Genomic DNA, 21,205 nt, shown 5'->3' on the forward strand with positions numbered 1-21,205 from the left:
GCGGTGTCCCATGGGGCGACAACGGTTGGCGGCGGCGGTAACGTGAAGATATTCGGTACATCTTCCTGCAACGATCGGGCCACCATGTCTTCCACCCCAGCCAACAACAACGACGACGACACGCCGAAGGACCCGCTGTCTGAAATGCTGGCGAACCTCCTGGGCGGGAAGGGCATGGAAGGCTTTGACCCGGCCGAGCTGGCCAAGGCCGCCGGCCTGCCGGACGACCCCAAGGTGCTGGCGCAAATGTTTTCCCAGGTGCAGTCCATGATGAACAGCTCCTCGGACACCCCGGTGAACTGGGAGCTGGCCCACGACGCCGCCCGCAAGTCCGCGGCCGGGGACGACCCTTCCGTGTCACCGGCACAGTCCCGGGACATCGACGAGGCGCTGCGCCTGGCCGAGATGTGGCTGGACCCGTTCACGGACCTGGCCGCCACGGCGATCATTGGCAAGGCGTGGTCGCGGGCGGAATGGGTTGAGGAAACCCTGGGCACCTGGCAGCGGCTCACCGAGCCGGTGGCGAACAGCATCGCCCTGGCCATCTCCACGGCCATGAATGAGCAGCTGCCCGAGGAAATGAAGTCCATGATGGGCGGTGCCGCCTCCATGATGCAGAACATGGGCGGTGCACTGTTCGGGCTGCAGCTGGGACAGGCCGTCGGCGCACTGTCCAAGGAAGTGGTGGGCTCCACGGACATCGGCATCCCCCTGGCAGACCTGCAGATGGCCCTGTTGCCGGCCAACGTCAAGGCGTTTGGCGAGGGACTGGAGGTGCCGGAGCAGGAAATCCGCCTGTTCCTGGCCCTGCGGGAAGCGGCCCACGCCCGCCTGTTCGTCCAGGTCCCCTGGCTGCGCGGTCACCTGCTGGGCGCCATCGAGTCATACGCCCGCGGCATCCACATTGACATGTCCCGCATCGAGGACCTGGCCCACAACCTGGATCCCAGCAACCCGGAGGCGATGCAGGCAGCCCTGTCCGAGGGCGTCTTCATGCCGGCCCGTACTCCCGCCCAGGACGCCGCCCTGTCCAAGCTGGAGACCGCCCTGGCCCTGGTGGAGGGATGGGTCGACGAAGTGACGTTCTCCGCGGCCGCCAACCTGCCCTCCGCAGCGGCCATCCGCGAGACCATCCGCCGCCGCCGCGCCACGGGCGGTCCGGCCGAACACGCGTTTGGTTCCCTCGTGGGCCTGGAGCTGCGCCCGCGGCGCCTGCGTGAGGCCGCGGCCCTGTGGGCGAACCTGTTGGAGCAGCGCGGCATTGCCGGCCGCGACGCCATCTGGGCCCACCCGGACCTGTTGCCGACCTCCGCCGACCTCGACGACGCCGCAGGGTTCAGTGCGCGCCGTTCCGCCGCGGACGCCTCCGATTCGGAGGTGGATGCCGCCCTGGCGAAGCTGCTCGACGGCGGTTTCGACGACGCGCCGGCCGCCGGCCAGTCCGGTGAAAAGGCTCCCGGCGGACCTTCCGGCGATGCCTCCCCGGGTCCGGCAGACGGCACGTCCGACGGCGGTTCGCCCAACGGAGGCACGGCCGGCACCGACGGGACGCCAACGGACAAGTAGCCGGCGGTCCCTTCGGGCTTCTGAACCTGGCCCGGCGGGGCCCGCCAGGTCAGAACAGTTGCCCGGGCGGCGCCCCGCCTGCGGTTTCCGGCGCCGCCGTGCCGGGACCGTCGTCGTCCATGTCGCTGCCCATGCCCTGGATGTTGCGGGCCGACGCGAAGGACGCCCCCTCCAGGAACGCCTTGGCACGCTCCTGCAGGGCATAGCTGTCCAGCTCGGCCCAGAATTGGGCGCTGTGGTTGGGGTGGATCAAGTGGGCCAGTTCGTGCAGCAGCACATAGTCCAGCACCCACTCCGGCATGCCCTTGACGTGGTGGGAGATCCGGATGGTCCTGTGGGCGTGGGTGCACGAGCCCCAGCGCCCGTTTTGGTTCGTCACCCACCGCACGGATGCCGGCACCGCCCGCGACCCCAGATACCTTGCGGACAGGTCCAGGCACCGGCGCATGAGGGCGCCATCGCTTTCAAACGTCCGGCGGCCCCCGGCGGCCTTGGCACGCGTGTCCCCTTCCAACCGGGAAACCATGTGCGGGACCCAATATTGTTCGTCCTCCAGGGTCAGGCGCGAGGGCACGGCAACCACAGCGCGCCCCGCCTCCCAAAACGCGGAGATGCCGTTTTTCCGCCGCCGCGTGCGGCGCACCACCACCGGCGCACCGTTGGCGGCGCGGTGCCCCGAGACGGAGTCGCCCAGGGGCCCGGGCGTGCCGCTGCCGATGGGCGTCCGGCGGGGGTCCTTGGCTGGCGGGGATAGCTGCTTTGACATGGTTCGACGGTACATCGGGGCGGGGAACGAAATCGACTTGGCCGGACCCGGATGTGGACAACCCCGGCCTGTGGATAACTTCGGGCGCACCTCGCCGGGCCGTGCCAAGATCGAAAGGAACGGCCCGGGCGGAAAGGTCCCCGGCCCCGTACCCGTTGGGAGTCGGCCATGACCATCATCAACCCCGGGCTGCGCATGGTTGCCAGAGGCCCGGGCAGTATCCAGATCGGCGTTGGGCCTGGCGGCACCATCATCGACGGCCTCCAACCGGCAGACCTGCTCTTCATCCAGGAATTGCGCAGGGGGATCCCCGACGGCCAGGCCATGGCCGCAGCCAAGGCCTGTGCGCTCGAGGCGGCACGGGCCGCGGAAATTTGTGCCAGCCTGCGCGGAATCCTGGTCAGTGACGGCGAACTGCGCATGCAGGGGTTCCGGGCTGAACGGTTGCGGCCCGAGCACTCCGCGCTGCTGGGCCTCCACCACGGACAGTCCCGGGACTACATGGACCGTCGCGAACACGGCCTCGTGCACGTCATGGGGCTCGGCCGGACAGGGGCGGCATTGGCGCTGGTGCTGGCGAGCGCAGGCGTGGGGACCTTGCTGCTGGAAGATGACAGGACGGTCACCGCCGCCGATGTCAGCCCGGGGTCGTTCAGGCTGGCCGACATCGGGCTGCCCAGGTCGGCCGCAGTCCGCAGGCACCTGCTGTCACTGGACCCCCGCTGCCATGCGCATGTCCTGCACACGGGCGGCCTGGGCTCCCCGGACATGCGCTGCCTGGACCTTGCCGTGGTGGTGGCCCACGACGCCGTTGGCTCGGAGACGGCCGCCCGTTTCATGTCCACCGACAGGCCGCACCTGTTGGTGCTGGTCCGCGAACAGGACGGCACGGTGGGTCCGCTGGTCCTGCCGGGCGAGACGGCCTGCGCGGAGTGCGTTGAACGGCACCGCGGTGCCGGTGATCCGCAATGGCTCCAGGTGCGCGAGCAGCTTGCGGCGGGCAGCGGTCCCGAAGCCGCACGACCGGGGCAGGAGCCTCCTCCGGGCCTCGAGGACGCGGCCCTGTCCACGGCCCTCGCCGGCACCGCTGCCGCCCAGGCGCTGCTTTTCCTCGACGCCGTCAACAGGCCGAGCACATGGTCCGCCGTCCTGACGTTCCACCATGACAACGGACGCTGGAGCAGGGAGGAATTCGCGGTCCACCCGGAGTGCAGCTGCCAGCTGCAGCGTCAGGCGCTGGAAACGATTTCCAACACCGCCTCGCCATAGCGTTCCAGCTTGGACGGGCCCACCCCGGGCAGGGCGGCCAGCCCCTCCAGGTCCCGGGGCGCGGCCTCGGCAATGGCCATGAGCGTGGCATCGGTGAACACCACGAACGCCGGCACCTCGGCCGAGGTGGCCTCCTTCAGCCGCCAGGCCCTCAACTCTTCAAATACTGCCTCGTCATAGCCGGCCGGGCAGGTGGAACAGCGGCCGATCTTGCGCTCGGCGCCGGTGGTCAGCACCTTCCCGCACACCCGGCAGGTGGACGGGGCCGCCGTCTTGCGGGGCTTGCGTGCCGCGGTTTGGCGCGGGCCAGTGGGGGCGCCCCCGACGGAACTGGGCCGCAGCCCGTCCAGGAAGCGCGACGGCCGGCGGTTGGCGCGCCCGCCCGGGGTGCGGGCGGTGGACCAGGAGAAGTTCAAAAATTCCCGGGCCCTCGTGATTCCCACGTACAGCAGCCGGCGTTCCTCATCCACGGTTTCCGGGGTGTCGGCGAAGGAGATCGGCATCAGCCCTTCGCTCAGGCCGACCAGGAACACCGCATCCCACTCCAGCCCCTTGGCCGAGTGCAGCGACGCCAGGGTCACGCCCTGCACCGTGGGGGCGTGCTGGGCCGAGGCCCGCTCCGTTAGTTCTGCCACGAAGTCCACGAGCGAGAACGCATGCTCGGGCGTGCTGCGGGAAACCGCCAGCTCGTCCGCCAGTGCCACCAGCGCAGACAGCGATTCCCACCGCTCGCGCACTGCTCCCCCGCTGGTGGGCGCTTCCGCCTGCCAGCCCAGGTTGCCCAGGATGTCCCGGACCAGCTGCCCCAGCGGCTCGTCTTCGGCCGCGCGGGAGCCCGCCCGCAGCTGCAGGATGCCGTCGCGGACTTCCTTTCGGGCAAAAAACCGCTCCCCGCCGCGCAGCTGGTAGCCCACCCCGGCCGCGGACAGGGCCTGCTCGTATGCTTCGGACTGGCCGTTCGTGCGGAACAGCACGGCAATTTCGCTGGCCCGGGTGCCGTGCTCAATGAGGATCTTGATGCGGGCGGCCACCGCGGCGGCCTCGGCCTCGTCGTCGCTGCATTCAAGGAACTCCGGGGACGGCCCGTTGGGGCGCTGTGCCAGCAGTTCCAGCGGGGCCGACCACAACGCGTCGGCGGTAAGCCCGCCGCTGCGCCGGTTGGCCAGCAGCGCGTTGGCCAGCCCCACCACCTGCGGGGTGGACCGGTAGTCGCGGACCAGCTTCACCACGTTGGCTGCAGGGTAGCGGGCCGGAAAATCCAGCAGGTGGCGCGGGGTGGCCCCCGTGAAGGAGTAGATGGTCTGGCTGGCGTCGCCCACCACGCACAGTTCCTCACGCCCGCCCAGCCACAGGTCAAGCATGCGCTGCTGCAGCGGGGAAACGTCCTGGTATTCGTCGACCACAAAGTGCCGGTACTGTTCACGGACTGTCGCGGCCACCCGGGCGTCTTCCTGCAGGATCCCCACCGTGATGAGCAGGACATCCTCAAAGTCGATCAGGTTCCGGTCGGCCTTGACGTCCTCATAGGACTGGAAGAGGCGTCCGACGGCGAGCTTGTCCAAGCCGCCCGGCTCGCCCCTGTCCTGGGCCCGTGTCATGTAGGTTTCCGGCGTGAGCATGGAGACCTTGGCCCATTCCACCTCCGCGGCCAGGTCGCGGATGGCGGCCCGGTCCGTGGGCAGGCGCAGCCTGCGTGCGGCCTCGGCAATGATCTGGGCCTTGTGCTCGAGCAGCCCCGGGAGCTGGCCGCCGACGGCGTGGGGCCAGAAATACTGCAGCTGGCGCAGCGCCGCGGCGTGGAAGGTGCGGGCCTGCACGGTGCCGACACCGAGGTCGCGCAGGCGGGTGCGCATTTCGGCGGCGGCCCGCGCGGTGAAGGTGACGGCCAGGAGGCGGTTGGGGTTGTAGACGCCGGTGTGCACGCCGTAGGCGATCCGGTGCGTGATGGCCCGGGTCTTGCCGGTGCCTGCCCCGGCCAGGACGCACAGCGGCCCTGTCAGCGTGGTTGCCACGGCCCGTTGTTCGTCGTCGAGCCCGGCCAGGATGCGTTCCTCGGCGGTGCGTTCGTCCATGACGGGCAGGCCCGCCTGGCGTGGATCGTAGCTCAAGCCCGCCCGCCCGGTGTGGCATGTCCGGCGGCTTCTTCGTGGTCCAGTGCTTCCCCTGGCTCCAGGATGGCGCTGCCGTACCAGTGCTCGATCAGTGCCCGGGCAATGGAGAGCCGGCGGGAAATGACGGCTTCGCCGTTGAGCACCGCGGCCTGCAGTTCGCCGCGGCTGAACCAGCGCGCCTCCCTGACCTCCGTTCCGTCCGGCACGGCCACCGTGTCATGGGTGTAGGCGAGGAAGCCGAGCATGAGGGACCGGGGGAACGGCCAGGCCTGTGAACCGACGTAATGGGTGGCGTGCAGGTGGACGCCGACCTCCTCGGCGATCTCGCGGATGGCGCCCTGCTCGGCGTTTTCCCCGGCCTCAATGAAGCCGGCCACCGTGGAGTAGCGGTTCGCGTCCCACGCGAAATTGCTGGCCAGCAGGATCCTGTCGTCGCCGCCCACCACGGCCACGATGGCGGCGGGGTCGGTCCGCGGGAAGTGCTCGGAGCCGTCCACCGTGCAGCGGCGCATCCAGCCGGAATGCTCCGGCACCGTGCGCGCGCCACAGCGCGGGCAGAACCGGTGGCTCACGTGCCAGTTCGCCACGGCCTGCGCCTCGATGAAGACGGCGGCATCCGTTGCGCCCAGCGTGTCCCCGACGTCCCGGTACCCGGAGAACGAGGCACCCCGGGGCACCCAGGGCAGGTCCCCGGCGTCGTCCGCCAACACCTTCAGGACAAGGTCCGTACCGTCCGGCACCTGCGGGTGGGTGCCTGGAAGGGTGCGGCCGAGGTAGACGGTGACCGCGTCCGACGGCAGGTGGGGGCCGGCCGCCGCGGGGTCCAGGTAGGCGAGGCCGGTGCCGTCCAGGAGCGCACGGCCGCCGCGGAAGAGCACGATCCGGTGCCCGGGGCTGCCCTGCACCTTGTCCAGGTACCCGGTTTCGCTGCGCTGTTCACAGTTTCTCTCGAGCACGGCGGCGGGGGTCGGCAAGGCTTGAATCATGGTTCTACCGTACGCAGTCCGGCACGGTTTTTACATTCCGCACCGCAGATCTGTGGACAGCGTGTGGCAGGACATCTTACGACTCGCCGCCGCAACCACACTGAGTTGCCAGCTTGGCGCTCTACGGTGGAGGGGTGAGACGAATGACTGCAATCGAATTGGCCGCCATTGCCAGCGCCGCCGTGCCCGGACTGAACGTGACGGCGTTTGGGCCCGAACCCGACGATGCAGCCGATTTCAGCTCCGCGTTGCTGGTGGACGCCGAAAACCGGCGATGGCGGGTGCGCTCCCCCCGGCATGCCGAGGCAAGTGCCCGGCTGGAGACCGAACGCCAGGTTTTACGCGCATTCTCACCAGCCATCCGTGCCGAGCTGCCGTTCCTGCTGCCCACCGTGGCCGGGACCGTCCGGCAGGGCGAGCTGATCACCTTTGTGTATTCGCACATCATCGGCAAGCCGGAATCCGTGGAGGCTTTGGCCTCGGGCGGCGCGGCCCTGGCCCTGGAAATCGGCGCCGCCATTGCCGCGATCCACGACCTGCCGCAGGAACTGGTGACCCGGGCCGACCTCCCCAGCTACTCGGCCAATGAATTCCGCCAGCGCAAGCTCAACGAGCTGGACCAGGCCGCCACCACCGGGAAGATCCCGCCGTCGCTGTTGCGCCGGTGGGAACATGCCATGGAGGATGTGGCGCTGTGGCGCTTCAACGCCTCCGTGGTCCACGGCGACCTGCACGAGGACAACATCCTGCTCGATGGCCCGCGCGTGACGGCGGTCATGGGCTGGACCGACCTGCGGGTTGGCGACCCGGCAGACGACTTCGCCTGGCTCGTGGCCATCAACGACCCCAAGTTCGTGGACGCCGTCCTGCAGGCCTACACGGCCGCGCGCCACGAGACCCCGGACCCGCACCTGCTGCGCCGGGCGGCCCTGAGTGCGGAATTTGCGCTGGCCCAGTGGCTGGTCAAGGGCGTTGCCGCGGATTCGGCCCGCATGGTGGCCGATGCCCAGGAAATGCTGGCGACGCTCAAGGCCGACATCGACGAACATGGCGGCCAGCCCATCAGTACCGAGCCGGCTCCGGGGGCCGTGGCCCCGACGGCGGCCCCGATGGCCGGGGCCGACGAGGCCGCCACGGGAAGCATCCCGGTCATCGCCACTCCGGCGGCCACGGACGACGCCGGTGACGCCACAGGCACCATCCCGGTCGTCACGAAACCGGCGGCCACGGACGACGCCGGTGACGCCACAGGCACCATCCCGGTCGTCACGAAACCGGCGGCCACGGACGACGCCGGTGATTCGCCAGATGGTGAGCCGGAGACCGCCGTCGAACCGGCGCCCGACGGCGAACCGAAGGCCGGCGCAGCGGCCAATCCTGGGGACGACGATCCTGCTGCCGGTTCCCCCGAGGACGTCGACACAACGGCACTTAAGGTCATTCCGCTCACGACTCCCCCGGCGGGCTGATCCCGGGGTTCCCCCGGGAGCCTGCGTAGAGTGTGCGCATGGGGATGACACACCGCATGGTGGCGGTCGCGGAGCCCTTACCCTCCGCGCCGGATGCGGCCATCGTCTTCGAAGTCCAGAAATCCATGGTGGAACACTGGGCAAACCCTGGCACAGTGCTGAAACAGTACAGCGGAAAAGGTCCGGCCATACTCCATGTTCCGCCCCTTGCAGCAGGTCAGAAGCGACTCGGGTTCACTGTTTTCTGCAGCGCTTCCGGCCAATGGACGGTGATTTGGCCTGCCGAAATCAAGGTCTCGACAGGCTCGACCGGCGGGGTCCCGACCGGAGGGGCCGGCCCCTCACTGCGCGTAGGCGTTGGTGACGATCGCCTCCAGCTCCTCCTCCCCGGCCAGGTCGACGGGCCGGACCAGCTTGTCCTGCCCCACGTAGTAAAACGCGGCCCGCACCTGCTCCAGCGGGACGCCCTTCAGCCGGGACCACGCGAGCCGGTACACCGCCAGCTGTACACCGCGCACCGCCAGCTGCGCCTTGGAGGGGACTTTTCCGGTCTTCCAGTCGATCAGGTCCCAGCTGCCGTCGTCGTCCCGGAAAATGGCGTCGATGCGTCCGCGGACCACGACGTCGGCCACCCGTGTTTCGATGGGCACCTCCAGTTCCGCCGGGATCCGGCCGGCCCAGGTGGAATTCCTGAAGGTCTCCTGCATGTCCGCCAGCCCGTAGGCCTCGTCAACATGGGCGTCCGCGCCCGGGGCCTCGTCGAGGTCCAGCTGGCCGGTGCTGCCGAAAAACTCCTCGATCCAGGCGTGGAATGCGGTGCCCCTCCGGGCGGCCATGCCGGGCTTGGCCGGCACGGGCCGGCGCATGGCACGCGTGACCTTCCCGGCGTCCTCGCCCAGCGCCACGAGGCGGGAGGCGGAGATATGCGGCGGCAGTTCGACCCGCAGCTGGTCCGACTCCACCTTTTCCTGCGCGAGCAAAATGGCGGTCTCCCGGCCCCAACGCGGATTGGCGGCAAAAAACGCCGGCGCGCCAGGCAGCGCATCGGAGTCGGCATCCCGAACCTCTGCGGCGGCGGCAAGGACGGCCCGGGCGGATGCCTCGACGTTCTCCCGCCGCCCCGCCCGGGCCGCGACGCCGGTGCGGCCGATGATGACGGGGCCGTTCAGCGGATCGTAGGGCCAGCCCGCCGTCTCCTCCCCCGCGGTGACAGGGTTCCCGGCGCCCTCTTTGGGGTCGTCGGCCCACGGTCCCAGGCTCGCGGACTGGACGGCGCCGGAGGCAAGCGGCAGCAGTTCCGCCAAAAACAGCGACGGTTCCAGGGGCGCCTTGGCACTGCCCCACACCGTGGCGCTGCACATCAGGTAGTCCCGGGCCCGGGTGAACGCCACATAGGCCAGCCGGCGTTCCTCCTCCTCAGCGTGCAGCTTCACGTTGTCGGCGAACAGCTTCTCATTGTCCAGCAGGCCCTTCATGTCCGGCACGTTCGTGTCCCACGCCGGCAGGTCCTCCCGGTCCCCGCGCAGCGGCCACGGCAGCGACTTGGCACCCGTGGTCCACCGGTCGGCCTTGGCGCTGGGGAACGACCCGGAGTTCATGCCGGGCACAAACACCACGTCCCATTCCAGCCCCTTGGAGGCGTGCACGGTGAGCAGCTGCACGGCGTCCGGATTGGCCTCCACGGCAGCCATTTCCAGGCCGCCTTCCTCCGAGTCCGCCGTTTCCAGCCACCCCAAAAACGCTGTCAGGTCCGCGCGTTCGGCAGCCTGCATGAAGGATGCGGCCGCGTCGGCAAACGCATCGAGGTTGCGCCGGGCGTGGTGGATGCTGGAGCCGGGCCTGGCCGCCAGCTCGATGTCCAGCAGCATGGTCCGCTCCACCACCCCCAACAGCGTGCTGAGGTCGTCGCCCACAAAGGTCCGCAGCACGCGCAGCTCGTCGCGCAGGGCCAGCAGCCGCGCCCGGGCGGCGTCCGAAAGCGGCCGGACGGATTCGGGCCAAAAGTCCGCGCTGAGGTAGTCAAGGGCCTCCACCAGTGAGGCGGAATCGACTGCGTCGGACGCCACGACCGCCTCCTCCGGCGCCGCAGCCGCGTCCCCTGCACGGGGCTCAGCCGGCCCGCCATCCCCGGGCACCCCGTCCGCAGCCTGCCCGCCCTCGATCACCGCCGCGTCAAAGGCGAGGCGGTTTTTCGCCGCCCAGTCACGGCGCCGGGCCAGGTACCGCGACCAGTCGGCGAACGCCATGAGGTCCGCCGGGCCGATCCGCCACCGGGCGCCGGCCATCAGCCGCATCAGGGCATCCGAGCGCCCCGGATCGGCAATGACGCGCAGGGTGGCCACGAGGTCCACGATTTCCGGCGTGGACAGCAGCCCGCCCAGGCCCACGATCTCGTACGGGATGCCGTGGGCTTCAAAAACGGACTGGAAGGTGGCGAACTGGGCCCGCCGGCGGCACAGCACGGACACCGTCATGGACCCCTGGGCGCCGCGCCGGTTGCTGAAGTCGCCCTTGCGGTCCAGGATTTCCGCCGCCACGGCTTCCGCCTCCGCCAGTGCCGTGTCAAAGCGTGCCAGCACCACTTCCCCGTCAGGGGCGTTGGGTTTTTCCCGCAGCGGCGACACGACCACGCGCGGCCCGGCGGCGGCGCGCTCCGCGGCGGTCAGGCCTGCGGCCAGCCGGGCGTTGGCCTTGCGGTCCTGCGCCGCCGTGAGTTCGGCGGACATGACGTTGGCGGCCGCCAGGATGTGTGCGGAGTTGCGCCACGCAATGGTGAGTTCGGCTGTCGGAGCCCCGGCGCCGTCGTGCTTGCGGAAAATTTCCGGAAAGCGGAACAGCTGCCCGGCGGAGGCGCCGCGGAAGCCGTAGATCGACTGGTGGGGGTCGCCCACGGCCGTGACGGGGTGCCCGCCGCCGAAGAGCTGGGCGAAGAGCTGGAGCTGGGCGTGGGAGGTGTCCTGGAATTCGTCCAGCAGCACCACCTTGTAGCGTTGGCGTTCCATCTCGCCGGCGTGCGGGACATCCTGCGCGATGCGGGCTGCGAGGGCCACCATGTCGCCGTAGTCCAGGGCGTTGCGGCGGCGCTTGGCCTCGGTGTAGCGCTGGACCAGGTCCACCACGGTGCCGCGCGTGCGCAGGACGTCCAACAGCCGTTCAGCTGCCTGGGTGCGCGGCTTGGCGGTCCCGTCGACGTAGGGCAGGGCCTCAAAGCCGGCCACCCAGGCGTCGAGTTCGGCACGCACGTCCGCGGGCTCCCGGAGGTGCTCGGCGCATTCGCCGGCCAGCTCCGTCACGGACCGGATGAGCGTGGACTTGGCGGCCGTGAAGTGCCGGTGGCCGCCGTCGTGGGCCTCGACGACGTCGCTGGCCAGCTGCCAGGCCTCGGCGGCGCCGAGGATGATGGCGTCACGCTCCACGCCCAGGCGCAGCCCGTAGTCGGTGACAATGCCCCCGGCGTAGGAATGGTAGGTGGAGACCTTAGGTTCCAGCGCATCCCGGGCCGTGGCGGCCGGCGCCAGTTCCACGACGCCGGAACGGGCCAGGACGCCCAGCTTGGCGAGCTGGCCCCGGATGCGCGCGGCCAGCTCGCCGGCCGCCTTGCGCGTGAACGTGACGCCGAGGATTTCCTCCGGCCGCACCAGCCCGTTGGCCACCAGCCACACCACACGGTCCGCCATGGTGGTGGTTTTCCCGGAGCCGGCACCGGCAATGACCAGCAGCGGTTCCAGCGGCGAGGCGATGATGGCGGCCTGTTCCTCCGTGGGCGGGGACTGGCCCAGGAGCCCGGCCAGCTCATAGGGCGTCAGGAGTGTTTCCAGGACCGTGTCAACGCTCATTCGGTGACCTGCTTTCCTTCGCGGCACAGCGGGCAGAGGGTGGGCAGAGGGCAGCCGCTGCGTTCGGTCCAGTCGGCGCCGTGCCGGGCCGGGAACGCCGCCTGCGCCATGAGGTGGGCGGCGTGCAGGACCTCGGGGGTGGCCCAGTCGTCCGGCCCCGGGGCAAGGGCAGGCTGGTCCTGGGTCTTGGCAGCCTTGGTGCCGTCGCCCAGCGGCAGCAGCGCGGCGCCGCCGGGCCGTGGCTCCGGGAGGCCCGCCGCGGCGGCCTCCGCGCGGAACGCACCGGCCAGCACGGCCGCCTGGTACGCACCCAGCTGCAGGTGGGTGGCCAGTTCGGCCTTCGTGGGCTTGTTGCGTCCGGTTTTCAGGTCCACCACCACCAGCCGGCCGGCGGCGTCCGCTTCCAGCCGGTCCACCTGGCCGCGGAGGCGCACTGTGCGCCCTTCCGTGGGGATTTCCACGTCAAAATCCAGTTCGACGCCGAGCAGGGTGCGGCCCTGCTGGCGGGCGTCGACCACGTACTGTGCCAGCTTGCCCAGCATCTCCTGGGCGCGTTCATAGTCCTTCTCCGCCTCCCAGCTTTCGCCCATGCCCAGCGAGGGCCAGCGCAGTTCCAGTTCCTCGAGGTATTCGTGCCCGGCGCCTTGGGGGAGGTGTTCGGCGATGGAGTGGATGAGCGTGCCCAGGCTGCGGGCAAAGTCCGTGGCCGCCTCTCCCCCGGCGGCCTTGACAAACCAGTTCAGCGGCGATTTCAGCACGGCCTCCACCTTCGACGGGGAGACGGTGACGGCGTCGCCGTCGGCCACGATGGGCGCCTCCGTGCTCAGCGGCAGCAGCCCCCACCACTGCGACGGGCCGGCTCCGGGGACGGATTCGGCGGCCAGTGCGGCCAGCATCCGGGCCGCTTCGGGGTCCGCGTGCATTTCCGATTCCTGGCGCAGTTCCGCCACGAGCGAGCGCAGCGTCATGGGCCGGGGCACCTGCTCCACGGGGCGGACTGGGTATTGGGACTCGCCGCCGGAATCGGTCACCGGCACGTAGGGCGCCGCGAGATCCAGGAACTGCGAGGGCTGGAGGTCGTGGCCGGAGGCCCCGGTGAGGACGAGCAGCCGCGACGCCCGGGAGATGGCCGCGGCGAAGCTGCGCAGTTCGTCGTAGCGGACATCGCGCAGCCGCGTGGCAGGGTCCACCTGCCGTGCCGCCACGGGGCCGAGTTCGAGCACATCCACCAGGAACTGGCTGCCCAGCACCTCCCCGCGCAGGCGCGTGTTGGGCCAGACCCCTTCCTGCAGTCCGGCCACAATCACCACCGGCCACTCCCGGCCGGCCGCGCTGGCCGGGGTCAGGATTTCCACGGCGTCGGCACGCTGGGCCCTGGCCGCGAGGGTGTCCATGGGAAGTTCCTGGCTGAGCAGGTAGTCCAGGAACTGGCGCGGGGTGGATCCGGGCAGCTGGTCCACGTACCGCTCGGCGGTCTGGAACAACGCCATGACAGCGTCCAGGTCGCGGTCCGCACGGATGCCGGTGGGCCCTCCGCGTAACGCCTGCGCCTCCCACGTGCCCGAGCAGTCCGAGGCCTCCCACAACGCCCACAGCACCGTTTCGGCGTTGGCGCCGGGCTCCGCCACGGCCACCCTGCCGGCGGCCAGCATGGCCGCGATCCGGCCCGCGTTTTGTGCCTCCCAGCCCAGCGGGGCCAGCTTTTCCGGGACCATGAGTGCCTCGACCAGCAGTTCATCGCTGGCGCGTCCGCCGCCGGCCCCCAGCTCCTGCTGCCGCAGGGCCTGCCGGAGCCGGCGCAGGTGCAGCGCGGTGGACCGGCCCAGGCGGGAGGTCAGCAGCGACACCGCCAGCTCCGCATCCAGCACCCCGGGGTCCAGCGCCGCGCCAAATGCCTCCAGCAGCGGGCGCACCGCCGGCTCGTCGCGGACCGGGTTCTCCGCCACGGGCACCTTGACGGGAATCCCCTGCCCGCCCAGGTAGCGCTGCAGCCCGGCCAGCGCCGAGCCCGTGCGCACGATGACGGCGATCTCGCCCAGGCGGAACCCGGCCAGGTGCTGCAGGTGCAGGATGCGTTCGGCCACCAGCCGGAGTTCGTGGACCTCGGAGGCCACCACGTGCGCCGTGACGCTCGACGCCGGACCGCCGGCCCGGGTGCCTGCCGTGCCGGCTGCGGTTGCCGGCCCGTCTGCGGTTCCGGAACTGTCCGCGGTTCCGGAACCGACGGGCCAGGCCAGCACGCGGGCCCGCTGCCCGCCGCGGGCCTGGGAGATCCGCTCCGCCACGGACCGCCAGGCCCCCGCCACTTCCGGCGTCATGCGGTGCGAGGTGGACAGCGTGAATTCGGTGACGGGCGCCTGCCGGCCGGACAAGGATTCCCGCAGCGTCCCGACGAGGTCCGGGCGGGCGCCGCGAAAGCCCTGCACCACGGTGTCCGGGGACGCGGTGACCAGGATGTCCTTGCCGCAGCCCACCAGGGCGATGAGCTCGTGCACCGAACGGTTGGCCTCCTGGATGTCGTCCACCAGGACCAGCTGCAGGCGGGCGCGCTCCCGGGCCAGGAATTCGGCGTCGTTCTTTAGCAACGTGGCAGCGGCCGTGATGATCCCGGCCGGGTCAAAGGAGCCTGATTTGCCCCAATCCACCACGTCCCGGTATTCGGCATAGAGGGAGGCGGCGGCCACCCAGTCCGGCCTGCCGTTGTCCCGGCCCAGCCGTGCCAGCTCCTCCGGGGTGACGTCGTATTCAATGACACGGTCGAACAGCTGGCGGATTTCCTGGCGGAAGCCGCGTGTGTCCAGGGCCTCGGCCAGCTCGGCGGGCCAGTGTGGCGCCGTGCCGAGCCCCAGCCGGTGCCCGGTCAGCAGGTCCTTGATGATGAGGTCCTGCTCTGGGCCGCTCATCAGCCGCGGCGGTCCCTCGATGTGCGGCATGCGGCCCTCCACCTTCGCCCGGCGCAGCAGGTCAAAGGCGTACGAGGACCAGGTCCGTGCCGGGGAGGTGCTCAGGCTCCTGGTGAGGCGGGCGCTAAAGGCGTTGCGCAGCCGCGCGGCAGCCAGCCGCGACGGGGCCAGCAGGAGGGCGCCGGCGGGGTCGACGCCGTCGTGTTCCATCCGCTTGACGGCGGCCTCCACCAGCACGGTGGACTTGCCCGTGCCCGGCGCGCCCCAGATGAGAACCGGTCCGGATCCCCGGCCCAGCCCCACCACCGGCTCCTGGTCGGGACTCAGGACCGGTGCCGCCTGCAACGACGCCGTGGGCGCCACGAGGGTCAGGCGGGGCAGCTGGGGCCGGGGAGCACGGGACGGGACGGGTGAACTCATGCCCCCAGTCCATCACGGGGCTCCGACATTGCCCCTGCAGGGTCCGACGGCGGCCCTTCCGCGGCGTGCAGCCGCGCGGCCACGGCGTCGATCCTGTCAAGATCGTCGTTCCCCGGGTTCCAGCGGGCTGCCGCCATGTCCACCCGCCACGAGGGATGTTGGCCACGGGTCTCGCCGTGCAGCCGGGTTGATTCCTCGCGGTAGTGGACCAGTGCGGTGGCCTCATGGCACAGCGGCGGCTGCCCGGCGGCCCGGACCACCCGCCACCAGGGCACGGCCGAGCCGTGGGCCGACATGACGGCCCCCACCTGCCGGGGGCCGCCGCGTTCCAGCAGGGCGGCAATGTCGCCATAGGAGAGAACGTGCCCGGCGGGGATCAGTTCCACCACGTCCAGGACCGCTTCAACATACTCAGCTCGCATGGCTCAAGCGTAGTTCTCCACAGCCCCGCCCGGCGCGGCGCCTGCGTGGGCCTGGATGTCGGGGGCAGGCGGTAGCGTTGGGGCATGACTAGCTGGAACATGCACCCACGGGCCGCGTTTGACTTGGAGACAACCGGCAAGGACCCCCGCGAGGCCCGGATCGTGACCGCTTCCATCGTGGTGGTGGACGAATCCGGTGCCGTGGCGGACACCCACGAGTGGCTGGCGGACCCGGGGGTGGAGATCCCCGAGGAGGCCGCGGCCATCCACGGCGTCAGCACGGAGCAGGCCCGTGCCAACGGCAGGCCCGTGGATGAGGTCACGGCAGAGATCGGCGCCGTCCTGGCCACATTGTTCCAAAACAACATTCCCGTCATCGCCTTCAACGCCAGCTATGACTTCACGGTGCTGGCCAACGAGGCACGCCGCTACGGCCTGGCGGCCATCACGCCGGCACCGGTGATCGATCCCTTCATCTGCAACAAGCACGTGGACAGGTTCCGCAAGGGCAGCCGCACGCTGGTGGCCCTGTGTGAGGAGTACGGCATCACGCTCGATGACGCCCACACTTCCGCAGCCGATGCCGATGCCACGCTCCGGCTGGCCGACGCACTGGCCGCCAAATACAGTGCCCTGCGGCTGGAACTGCCCGAGCTGCACGCCGCGCAGGTGGTCTGGGCCCGCGATCAGGCCGCCGACTTCCAGAAATACCTGCGCCGGGTCAAGGACCCGGCCGCTGTCATTGAGGGCGGCTGGCCCGTGCTGCCCGGGAACATGTCGGGCGGCGTTGCCGGCGGTGCCGCCTGAGCACCATGGCCTAAATCACACTGGAAGTGGGCGGCCGCCGCCGCCTTGCCTGCACGGCAATCCTGCGGCACGGGAACGGACAGCACCGGGCGGTGCCGCCCATCACGGCCGATGGTCCGCCACTTCTTCCGCCGCCGGCGCATTTATGACGCATTTGTTCGCACACGCCATAAATGCGCCCCGGATGACATAATTTAGTTTCGCGGGTTGAGCTCTGCTATGCCACTTGTGCGAGTCCCTGCAGGAGCTCCCCGCGACCCGTGAAACCCAGCCGCCGTCTTTCGTCGATGCTGGCAACTGCAATGAAAGTGAACGCTTGATGAAGAAATCAGCCCTGAAGTGGCTCACCACCGTGCCCGTGGCGGTAGCACTGGCCTTCTCGCTGGCCGCGTGCGGCGGCGGCACCGGTGCCACCAGCTCCGGCAAGCCCACGAACGCCCTGGCCGGCAGCGACCAGCAGTCCCTGGACAAGTACACCACCAAGGACGTCACCCCCCTGGACAAGATTGACACGTCCAAGCTGGGCCTGATCACCCCCGGCACCATCACCGTTGGCACGCTCTCCGACGCCCCGCCGAACATCTTCATTGACAAGAGCGGCAAGTTCACCGGCTACGACAACGAGCTGCTGCGCGCCATGGCGGCCAAGCTCAAGCTGAAGGTCGAGTTCAAGTCCACCGACTTCTCCGCCCTTCTCTCCCAGGTTGCCAACAAGCAGTTCGACGTCGGATCCTCCTCGATCTCCACCACCGACCTGCGCCGCAAGACCGTGGGATTCACGAACGGCTACGACTTTGGCTACATGGCCGTCGTCGCGAAGAAGGACTCGGCCATCAAGGGCTTCAAGGACCTCAGCTCCAAGACACGCATCGCCGTGGTCCAGGGCACCGTCCAGGACGACTACGTCACCAACACGCTCAAGCTGGACCCGGTCCGCTTCTCGGACTACAACACCGCCTACGCCAACCTGAAGAACGGCCAGGTCGACGCCTGGGTGGCCCCCTCACAGCAGGCCACCGGCCAGGTCAAGGCCGGCGACGGCATCGCCATCGTGGAGTCCGTGGTCAACACCCAGAACTTCACCGCCTACGCCGTCAGCCCGAGCAACAAGCCGCTTATCAATGCCTTGAATTCGGCCTTGGATGCCGTGATCGACGACGGCACATGGGCCAAGCTGACCAAGCAGTGGTACCCGGACCGCACGACGCCCAAGAACTGGACGCCCGGTTCAAAGGCCGCCAAGCTCTCCTAAGGAGTCCATGAGTGGACGCATTCCAGCAGTTCCTTAAAACATTCTTCGACTGGCAGGCCATGGGGGACGTTGTCCCGCAGATGCTCACGGTCGGCCTGCCCAACACGCTGATCCTCGCGGCGGCCTCCGCCGTGCTCGGTTCCATCCTGGGGCTGGTGCTGGCGGTCATGGGAATATCCCGCAACGCTGCACCTCGGTGGATCGCGCGAATCTATACGGATATTTTCCGCGGCCTGCCGGCCATCCTGGTCATCGTGGTCATCGGCATTGGTCTTGGACCGATCATCCGCCAGACAACGGGCATCACCAGCCCGTTCCCCCTGGCGATCTTTGCCCTGACCCTGATGGCGGCGGCCTACATCGGCGAGATTTTCCGTTCGGGCATCCAGAGTGTTGACAAGGGACAGCTGGAAGCTTCACGGGCCTTGGGGTTCAGCTACACCTCGTCCATGGTCCTGGTGGTCATTCCGCAGGGCATCCGGCGCGTGCTGCCGGCCCTGGTGAACCAGTTGATCGCCCTGATCAAGGACTCGTCCCTGATCTACCTGCTCGGCGTGACCACAGGCCAGCGGGAGATCTACCGTGTGGCCAATGACTATGCCGCCAATTCCGGCAACATGTCACCCTTGATCGCCGCCGGCCTGCTGTACCTGTGCCTGACCATCCCGCTGACGCACCTGGTGAACTTCATGGACAAGCGGATGCGTGAGGGCAAGGCCGCCAAGGTCGAACCCGACGAAGCCGCAGCACTAGTTGGAAAGGGGGCCTGAGCCCATGAGTGAATTCCAGTCAGGGTCCCTGACCGCCAGGAACATCCACCTGGCCTTTGGCTCCAACAAGGTGCTGCGCGGGATTGACCTGCATGTCCCCCAGGGCACCACGTCCTCCGTGATTGGCCCCTCGGGGTCCGGCAAGTCCACCTTGCTGCGCGTCATGAACCGCCTGATCGAACCGGACCAGGGGGACATCCTGCTCGACGGCCGCTCAGTCCTGGCGGACAGCCCGGATGAACTCCGGCGTCGCATTGGCATGGTGTTCCAGCAGTTCAACCTGTTCCCGCACAAGACCGTGGCGGACAACGTTTCACTGGCATTGAACAAACTGCGCCGGATGCCCAAGGACCAGGCGAGGGCCAAGGCGTTGGAGCAGCTGGACATGGTGGGCCTGAAGCACAAGGCCGACGCCCGCCCGGGAAACCTGTCCGGCGGCCAGCAGCAGCGCGTGGCCATTGCCCGTGCATTGGCCATGGAGCCTGAGGTGATGTTCTTTGACGAGGCCACCTCCGCGCTGGACCCGGAACTGGTCAAGGGCGTCCTGGCGCTCATGACGGACCTGTCAAAGGCCGGCATGACCATGGTGGTGGTGACGCACGAGATGGGCTTCAGCCGCAACGTCTCCGACACCGTTACGTTCATGGACGGCGGCGTGGTGGTGGAGACCGGCTCCCCCGACGAGCTGTTCAGCGCACCCAAGACAGAGCGCCTGAAAGGCTTCCTCTCCGACGTCCTGTAGACCCGCGGTGTGGGCAGCCCCAGGGCCCGCCCACACCGTGCCGCTAAACGACCGTAAAGGTGATGGAGTGCCAGCCGGTGGAGCCGTCGGGTTCCGGCGGCGCCTGTTTTTCGGTCTGCAGCGTGCCGTCCATGTCGTAGGCGCGCACCCGCACATTGTGGAGGCCCTCCGTCGCACCGTGCCATTGGTAGGACCACTGGCGCCAGGTGTCCACCGAGGCCCCGACCGCCAGGGTTGCCGCCCGCCACGCCCCGTTGTCCAGCTGGATCTCGACCTTGGAGATGCCGCGCCGCTGTGCCCAGGCGCTGCCGCCGATGCCCACCGTGCCGGCGGGCACGCGAGCCAAGGCGCGTGGCACCTCGACGCGGGATGCCGTCTTGATGGTTCCGTGCGAGGACCAGCCCCGCGAGGTCCAGTAGCCGGCCTTCTTGGCGAAGGTGGTCACTTCCAAATCCACCACCCACTTGGTCGCTGAGACAAAGCCGTACAGGCCGGGAACCACCATGCGCACTGGAAAGCCGTGTTCCAACGGCAGCGGTTCGCCGTTCATGCCGATGGCCAGCATGGCGTCCCGTTGGTCCTGGAGCACCGGCAGCGGCGTGGAGGCACTGAATCCGTCAGCGCTGGTGGAGAGCACCATGTCCGCCCCCGCCGTGGGCCTGGCACGGGCCATGACCTCACGCAGCGGGTAGCCGAGCCATTTGGCGTTGCCGGCCAGGTTGCCGCCCACCACATTGGACACACAGGTCAATGTCACGTAGCTTTCCACCAGCTCGGCGGCAAGGAGTTCGTCGAAGCCCATGGTGAATTCGTTTTCCACCATGCCGTGCACGCGCAGCCGCCAGGGGCCCGGATCCAGGCGGGGAACCACCAGCGCGGTGTCAATCCGGTAGAAGTCCGCATTCGGGGTGATGAATGGCGTCACGCCCGCAACGGGTGCCTGGACATCCGCGGGCAGGGCCGGCGCCGTCGTTTTTGGGCCGGGAAGCCGCAGTGCCTGGCGCACCTTGAGTGCGGTGTTGCGCGCCCCGGAAAGCGCGGCCCCGCCCAGTCCGAGGACGACGGCGGCACCCGCCACTGCGGCCGACCTCAGCAAAAAGGTCCTGCGGCTGGGCGGGGCGGAAAGGGCAGGGTCGGAGGCGGCCAGTGGTGGTGCGGCGTGTGCAGGCCCGCCGCCGGCCGGGGCTTGCTTCCGGAAGGGATGGGCTGTGGCCAGGTAGCGCAGGGCCCACAGTCCCGCAACCGTGCCGGCCAGCAACGGAACCAGATCGGGCACGGTGGCGCCGGCGCGGGTGATGATGCTCCCGGCCATGACGGCAGCGAACACGGCGACGAGGGCGCCTCCGGCCGCGAAGCGAATCCGTGACAGCACCCCGGCTGCGGCCGAGAGGATGATGACGGCAACGGCCATGGAGAGCAGCAGCACCGTTTTGTCCTGGGTGCCGAAGGTGGCGACGGCAAAGTTCTTCATCCAGGCGGGCGTGAAGTCGATGAACGCGGCCCCCACGGATGTCAGGGGGGACGCCTGCGGACCAAAGAACGCCGCGAACAGTTCCGCCACGGAAAACAAGGCCCCGGCGCTCATGACGCCACCCACCCCTCCGGCCAGCCTGCCCCGACTCCCGTCGGGCCGGGGGCCACGTGCGTTGCTGTTGTTGCGGTTTCCCATGGCGGGCTCCTCAAGACGTGGACATTGCCGTCAGCGGCTGGCGGCACCTGCCTGTACTTCGGAGCAGTCAGCCCGGCGGATTGGAACCGGCCGGGTCGATGGTTGGGGTTTGTTGTGGGGGGTGTGGTTTAGATGGTTTGGAGGAGGATGGGGGTGGTGGTGGGTTGGGGGGATCCGCCGGGGGGTTCGATGGTGATGCCGATGTGGGTTGCGTTGT

The 21,205-nt window shown here is 69.4% G+C and carries 14 protein-coding genes; 7 read left to right on the forward strand and 7 right to left on the reverse strand.

Annotated features, from left to right (window positions below):
* The first annotated feature begins 84 nt into the window (after positions 1-84).
* Positions 85-1,566 (forward strand): zinc-dependent metalloprotease, encoded by a 1,482-nt coding sequence (locus MMF96_RS03405; protein WP_176615512.1) that lies wholly within the window; start codon positions 85-87, stop codon positions 1,564-1,566.
* Between the two features lie 49 nt (positions 1,567-1,615).
* Here MMF96_RS03405 and MMF96_RS03410 read toward each other — a convergent pair whose 3' ends face one another.
* Complete coding sequence (locus MMF96_RS03410; protein ID WP_256882569.1) at positions 1,616-2,332, reverse strand: M48 family metallopeptidase; 717 nt, start codon at positions 2,330-2,332, stop codon at positions 1,616-1,618.
* A 168-nt stretch (positions 2,333-2,500) separates the two neighbouring features.
* Between MMF96_RS03410 and MMF96_RS03415 the strand changes: the two genes are divergently transcribed.
* Positions 2,501-3,601, forward strand: coding sequence for a TOMM precursor leader peptide-binding protein (locus MMF96_RS03415; RefSeq protein ID WP_176615514.1), 1,101 nt, complete (start codon positions 2,501-2,503; stop codon positions 3,599-3,601).
* On the opposite strand, the gene MMF96_RS03420 is transcribed toward MMF96_RS03415, so the two are convergent.
* Together MMF96_RS03420 and nudC are read right to left on the reverse strand one after the other, a co-directional pair.
* Positions 3,562-5,673: an ATP-dependent DNA helicase UvrD2 gene (locus MMF96_RS03420; RefSeq protein WP_256882580.1), complete on the reverse strand. Its 2,112-nt coding sequence runs from the start codon at positions 5,671-5,673 to the stop codon at positions 3,562-3,564. The genes MMF96_RS03415 and MMF96_RS03420 overlap by 40 nt on opposite strands.
* Before the next feature lie 32 nt (positions 5,674-5,705).
* Positions 5,706-6,698, reverse strand: coding sequence for an NAD(+) diphosphatase (gene nudC, locus MMF96_RS03425; protein WP_256882570.1), 993 nt, complete (start codon positions 6,696-6,698; stop codon positions 5,706-5,708).
* A 143-nt stretch (positions 6,699-6,841) separates the two neighbouring features.
* On the opposite strand from nudC, the gene MMF96_RS03430 reads away from it, so the two are divergent.
* Positions 6,842-8,167 (forward strand): macrolide 2'-phosphotransferase, encoded by a 1,326-nt coding sequence (locus tag MMF96_RS03430; RefSeq protein WP_256882571.1) that lies wholly within the window; start codon positions 6,842-6,844, stop codon positions 8,165-8,167.
* 341 nt (positions 8,168-8,508) lie between these two features.
* Here MMF96_RS03430 and MMF96_RS03435 read toward each other — a convergent pair whose 3' ends face one another.
* From MMF96_RS03435 to MMF96_RS03445, 3 genes are read right to left on the reverse strand one after another with little or no spacing between them, the layout of a single operon-like run.
* Positions 8,509-12,003 carry an ATP-dependent DNA helicase gene (locus tag MMF96_RS03435; RefSeq protein WP_256882572.1) on the reverse strand — a complete coding sequence of 1,165 codons (3,495 nt, stop codon included), beginning with the start codon at positions 12,001-12,003 and terminating at the stop codon, positions 8,509-8,511.
* A complete protein-coding gene (locus MMF96_RS03440) occupies positions 12,000-15,326 on the reverse strand; it encodes an ATP-dependent DNA helicase (RefSeq protein ID WP_256882573.1) in 3,327 nt (1,108 codons plus the stop codon). Before MMF96_RS03440 ends, MMF96_RS03435 begins: the two co-directional genes overlap by 4 nt.
* Positions 15,323-15,748 (reverse strand): MGMT family protein, encoded by a 426-nt coding sequence (locus MMF96_RS03445; RefSeq protein ID WP_256882574.1) that lies wholly within the window; start codon positions 15,746-15,748, stop codon positions 15,323-15,325. Before MMF96_RS03445 ends, MMF96_RS03440 begins: the two co-directional genes overlap by 4 nt.
* An 84-nt stretch (positions 15,749-15,832) precedes the next feature.
* Between MMF96_RS03445 and MMF96_RS03450 the strand changes: the two genes are divergently transcribed.
* The 4 genes from MMF96_RS03450 (at position 15,833) to MMF96_RS03465 (ending at position 19,319) form a co-directional block, all read left to right on the forward strand.
* Positions 15,833-16,555, forward strand: coding sequence for a 3'-5' exonuclease (locus tag MMF96_RS03450; protein ID WP_256882575.1), 723 nt, complete (start codon positions 15,833-15,835; stop codon positions 16,553-16,555).
* A gap of 319 nt (positions 16,556-16,874) precedes the next feature.
* Positions 16,875-17,807, forward strand: a complete 933-nt coding sequence (locus MMF96_RS03455) for an ABC transporter substrate-binding protein (protein WP_176615539.1) — start codon at positions 16,875-16,877, stop codon at positions 17,805-17,807.
* Positions 17,808-17,818: 11 nt separating this feature from the next.
* The gene (locus tag MMF96_RS03460) at positions 17,819-18,577 is read left to right on the forward strand and encodes an amino acid ABC transporter permease (RefSeq protein WP_371130802.1); all 759 of its coding nucleotides are present in this window, start codon (positions 17,819-17,821) and stop codon (positions 18,575-18,577) included.
* Positions 18,578-18,581: 4 nt separating this feature from the next.
* Positions 18,582-19,319 (forward strand): amino acid ABC transporter ATP-binding protein, encoded by a 738-nt coding sequence (locus tag MMF96_RS03465; RefSeq protein ID WP_176615521.1) that lies wholly within the window; start codon positions 18,582-18,584, stop codon positions 19,317-19,319.
* A 43-nt stretch (positions 19,320-19,362) separates the two neighbouring features.
* On the opposite strand, the gene MMF96_RS03470 is transcribed toward MMF96_RS03465, so the two are convergent.
* Positions 19,363-20,988 (reverse strand): molybdopterin-dependent oxidoreductase, encoded by a 1,626-nt coding sequence (locus MMF96_RS03470; RefSeq protein WP_256882576.1) that lies wholly within the window; start codon positions 20,986-20,988, stop codon positions 19,363-19,365.
* Positions 20,989-21,205 lie beyond the last annotated feature (217 nt).

The organism is Arthrobacter sp. STN4, from assembly GCF_024539665.1.
In the GTDB taxonomy this organism is placed as follows: Bacteria; Actinomycetota; Actinomycetes; order Actinomycetales; family Micrococcaceae; genus Specibacter.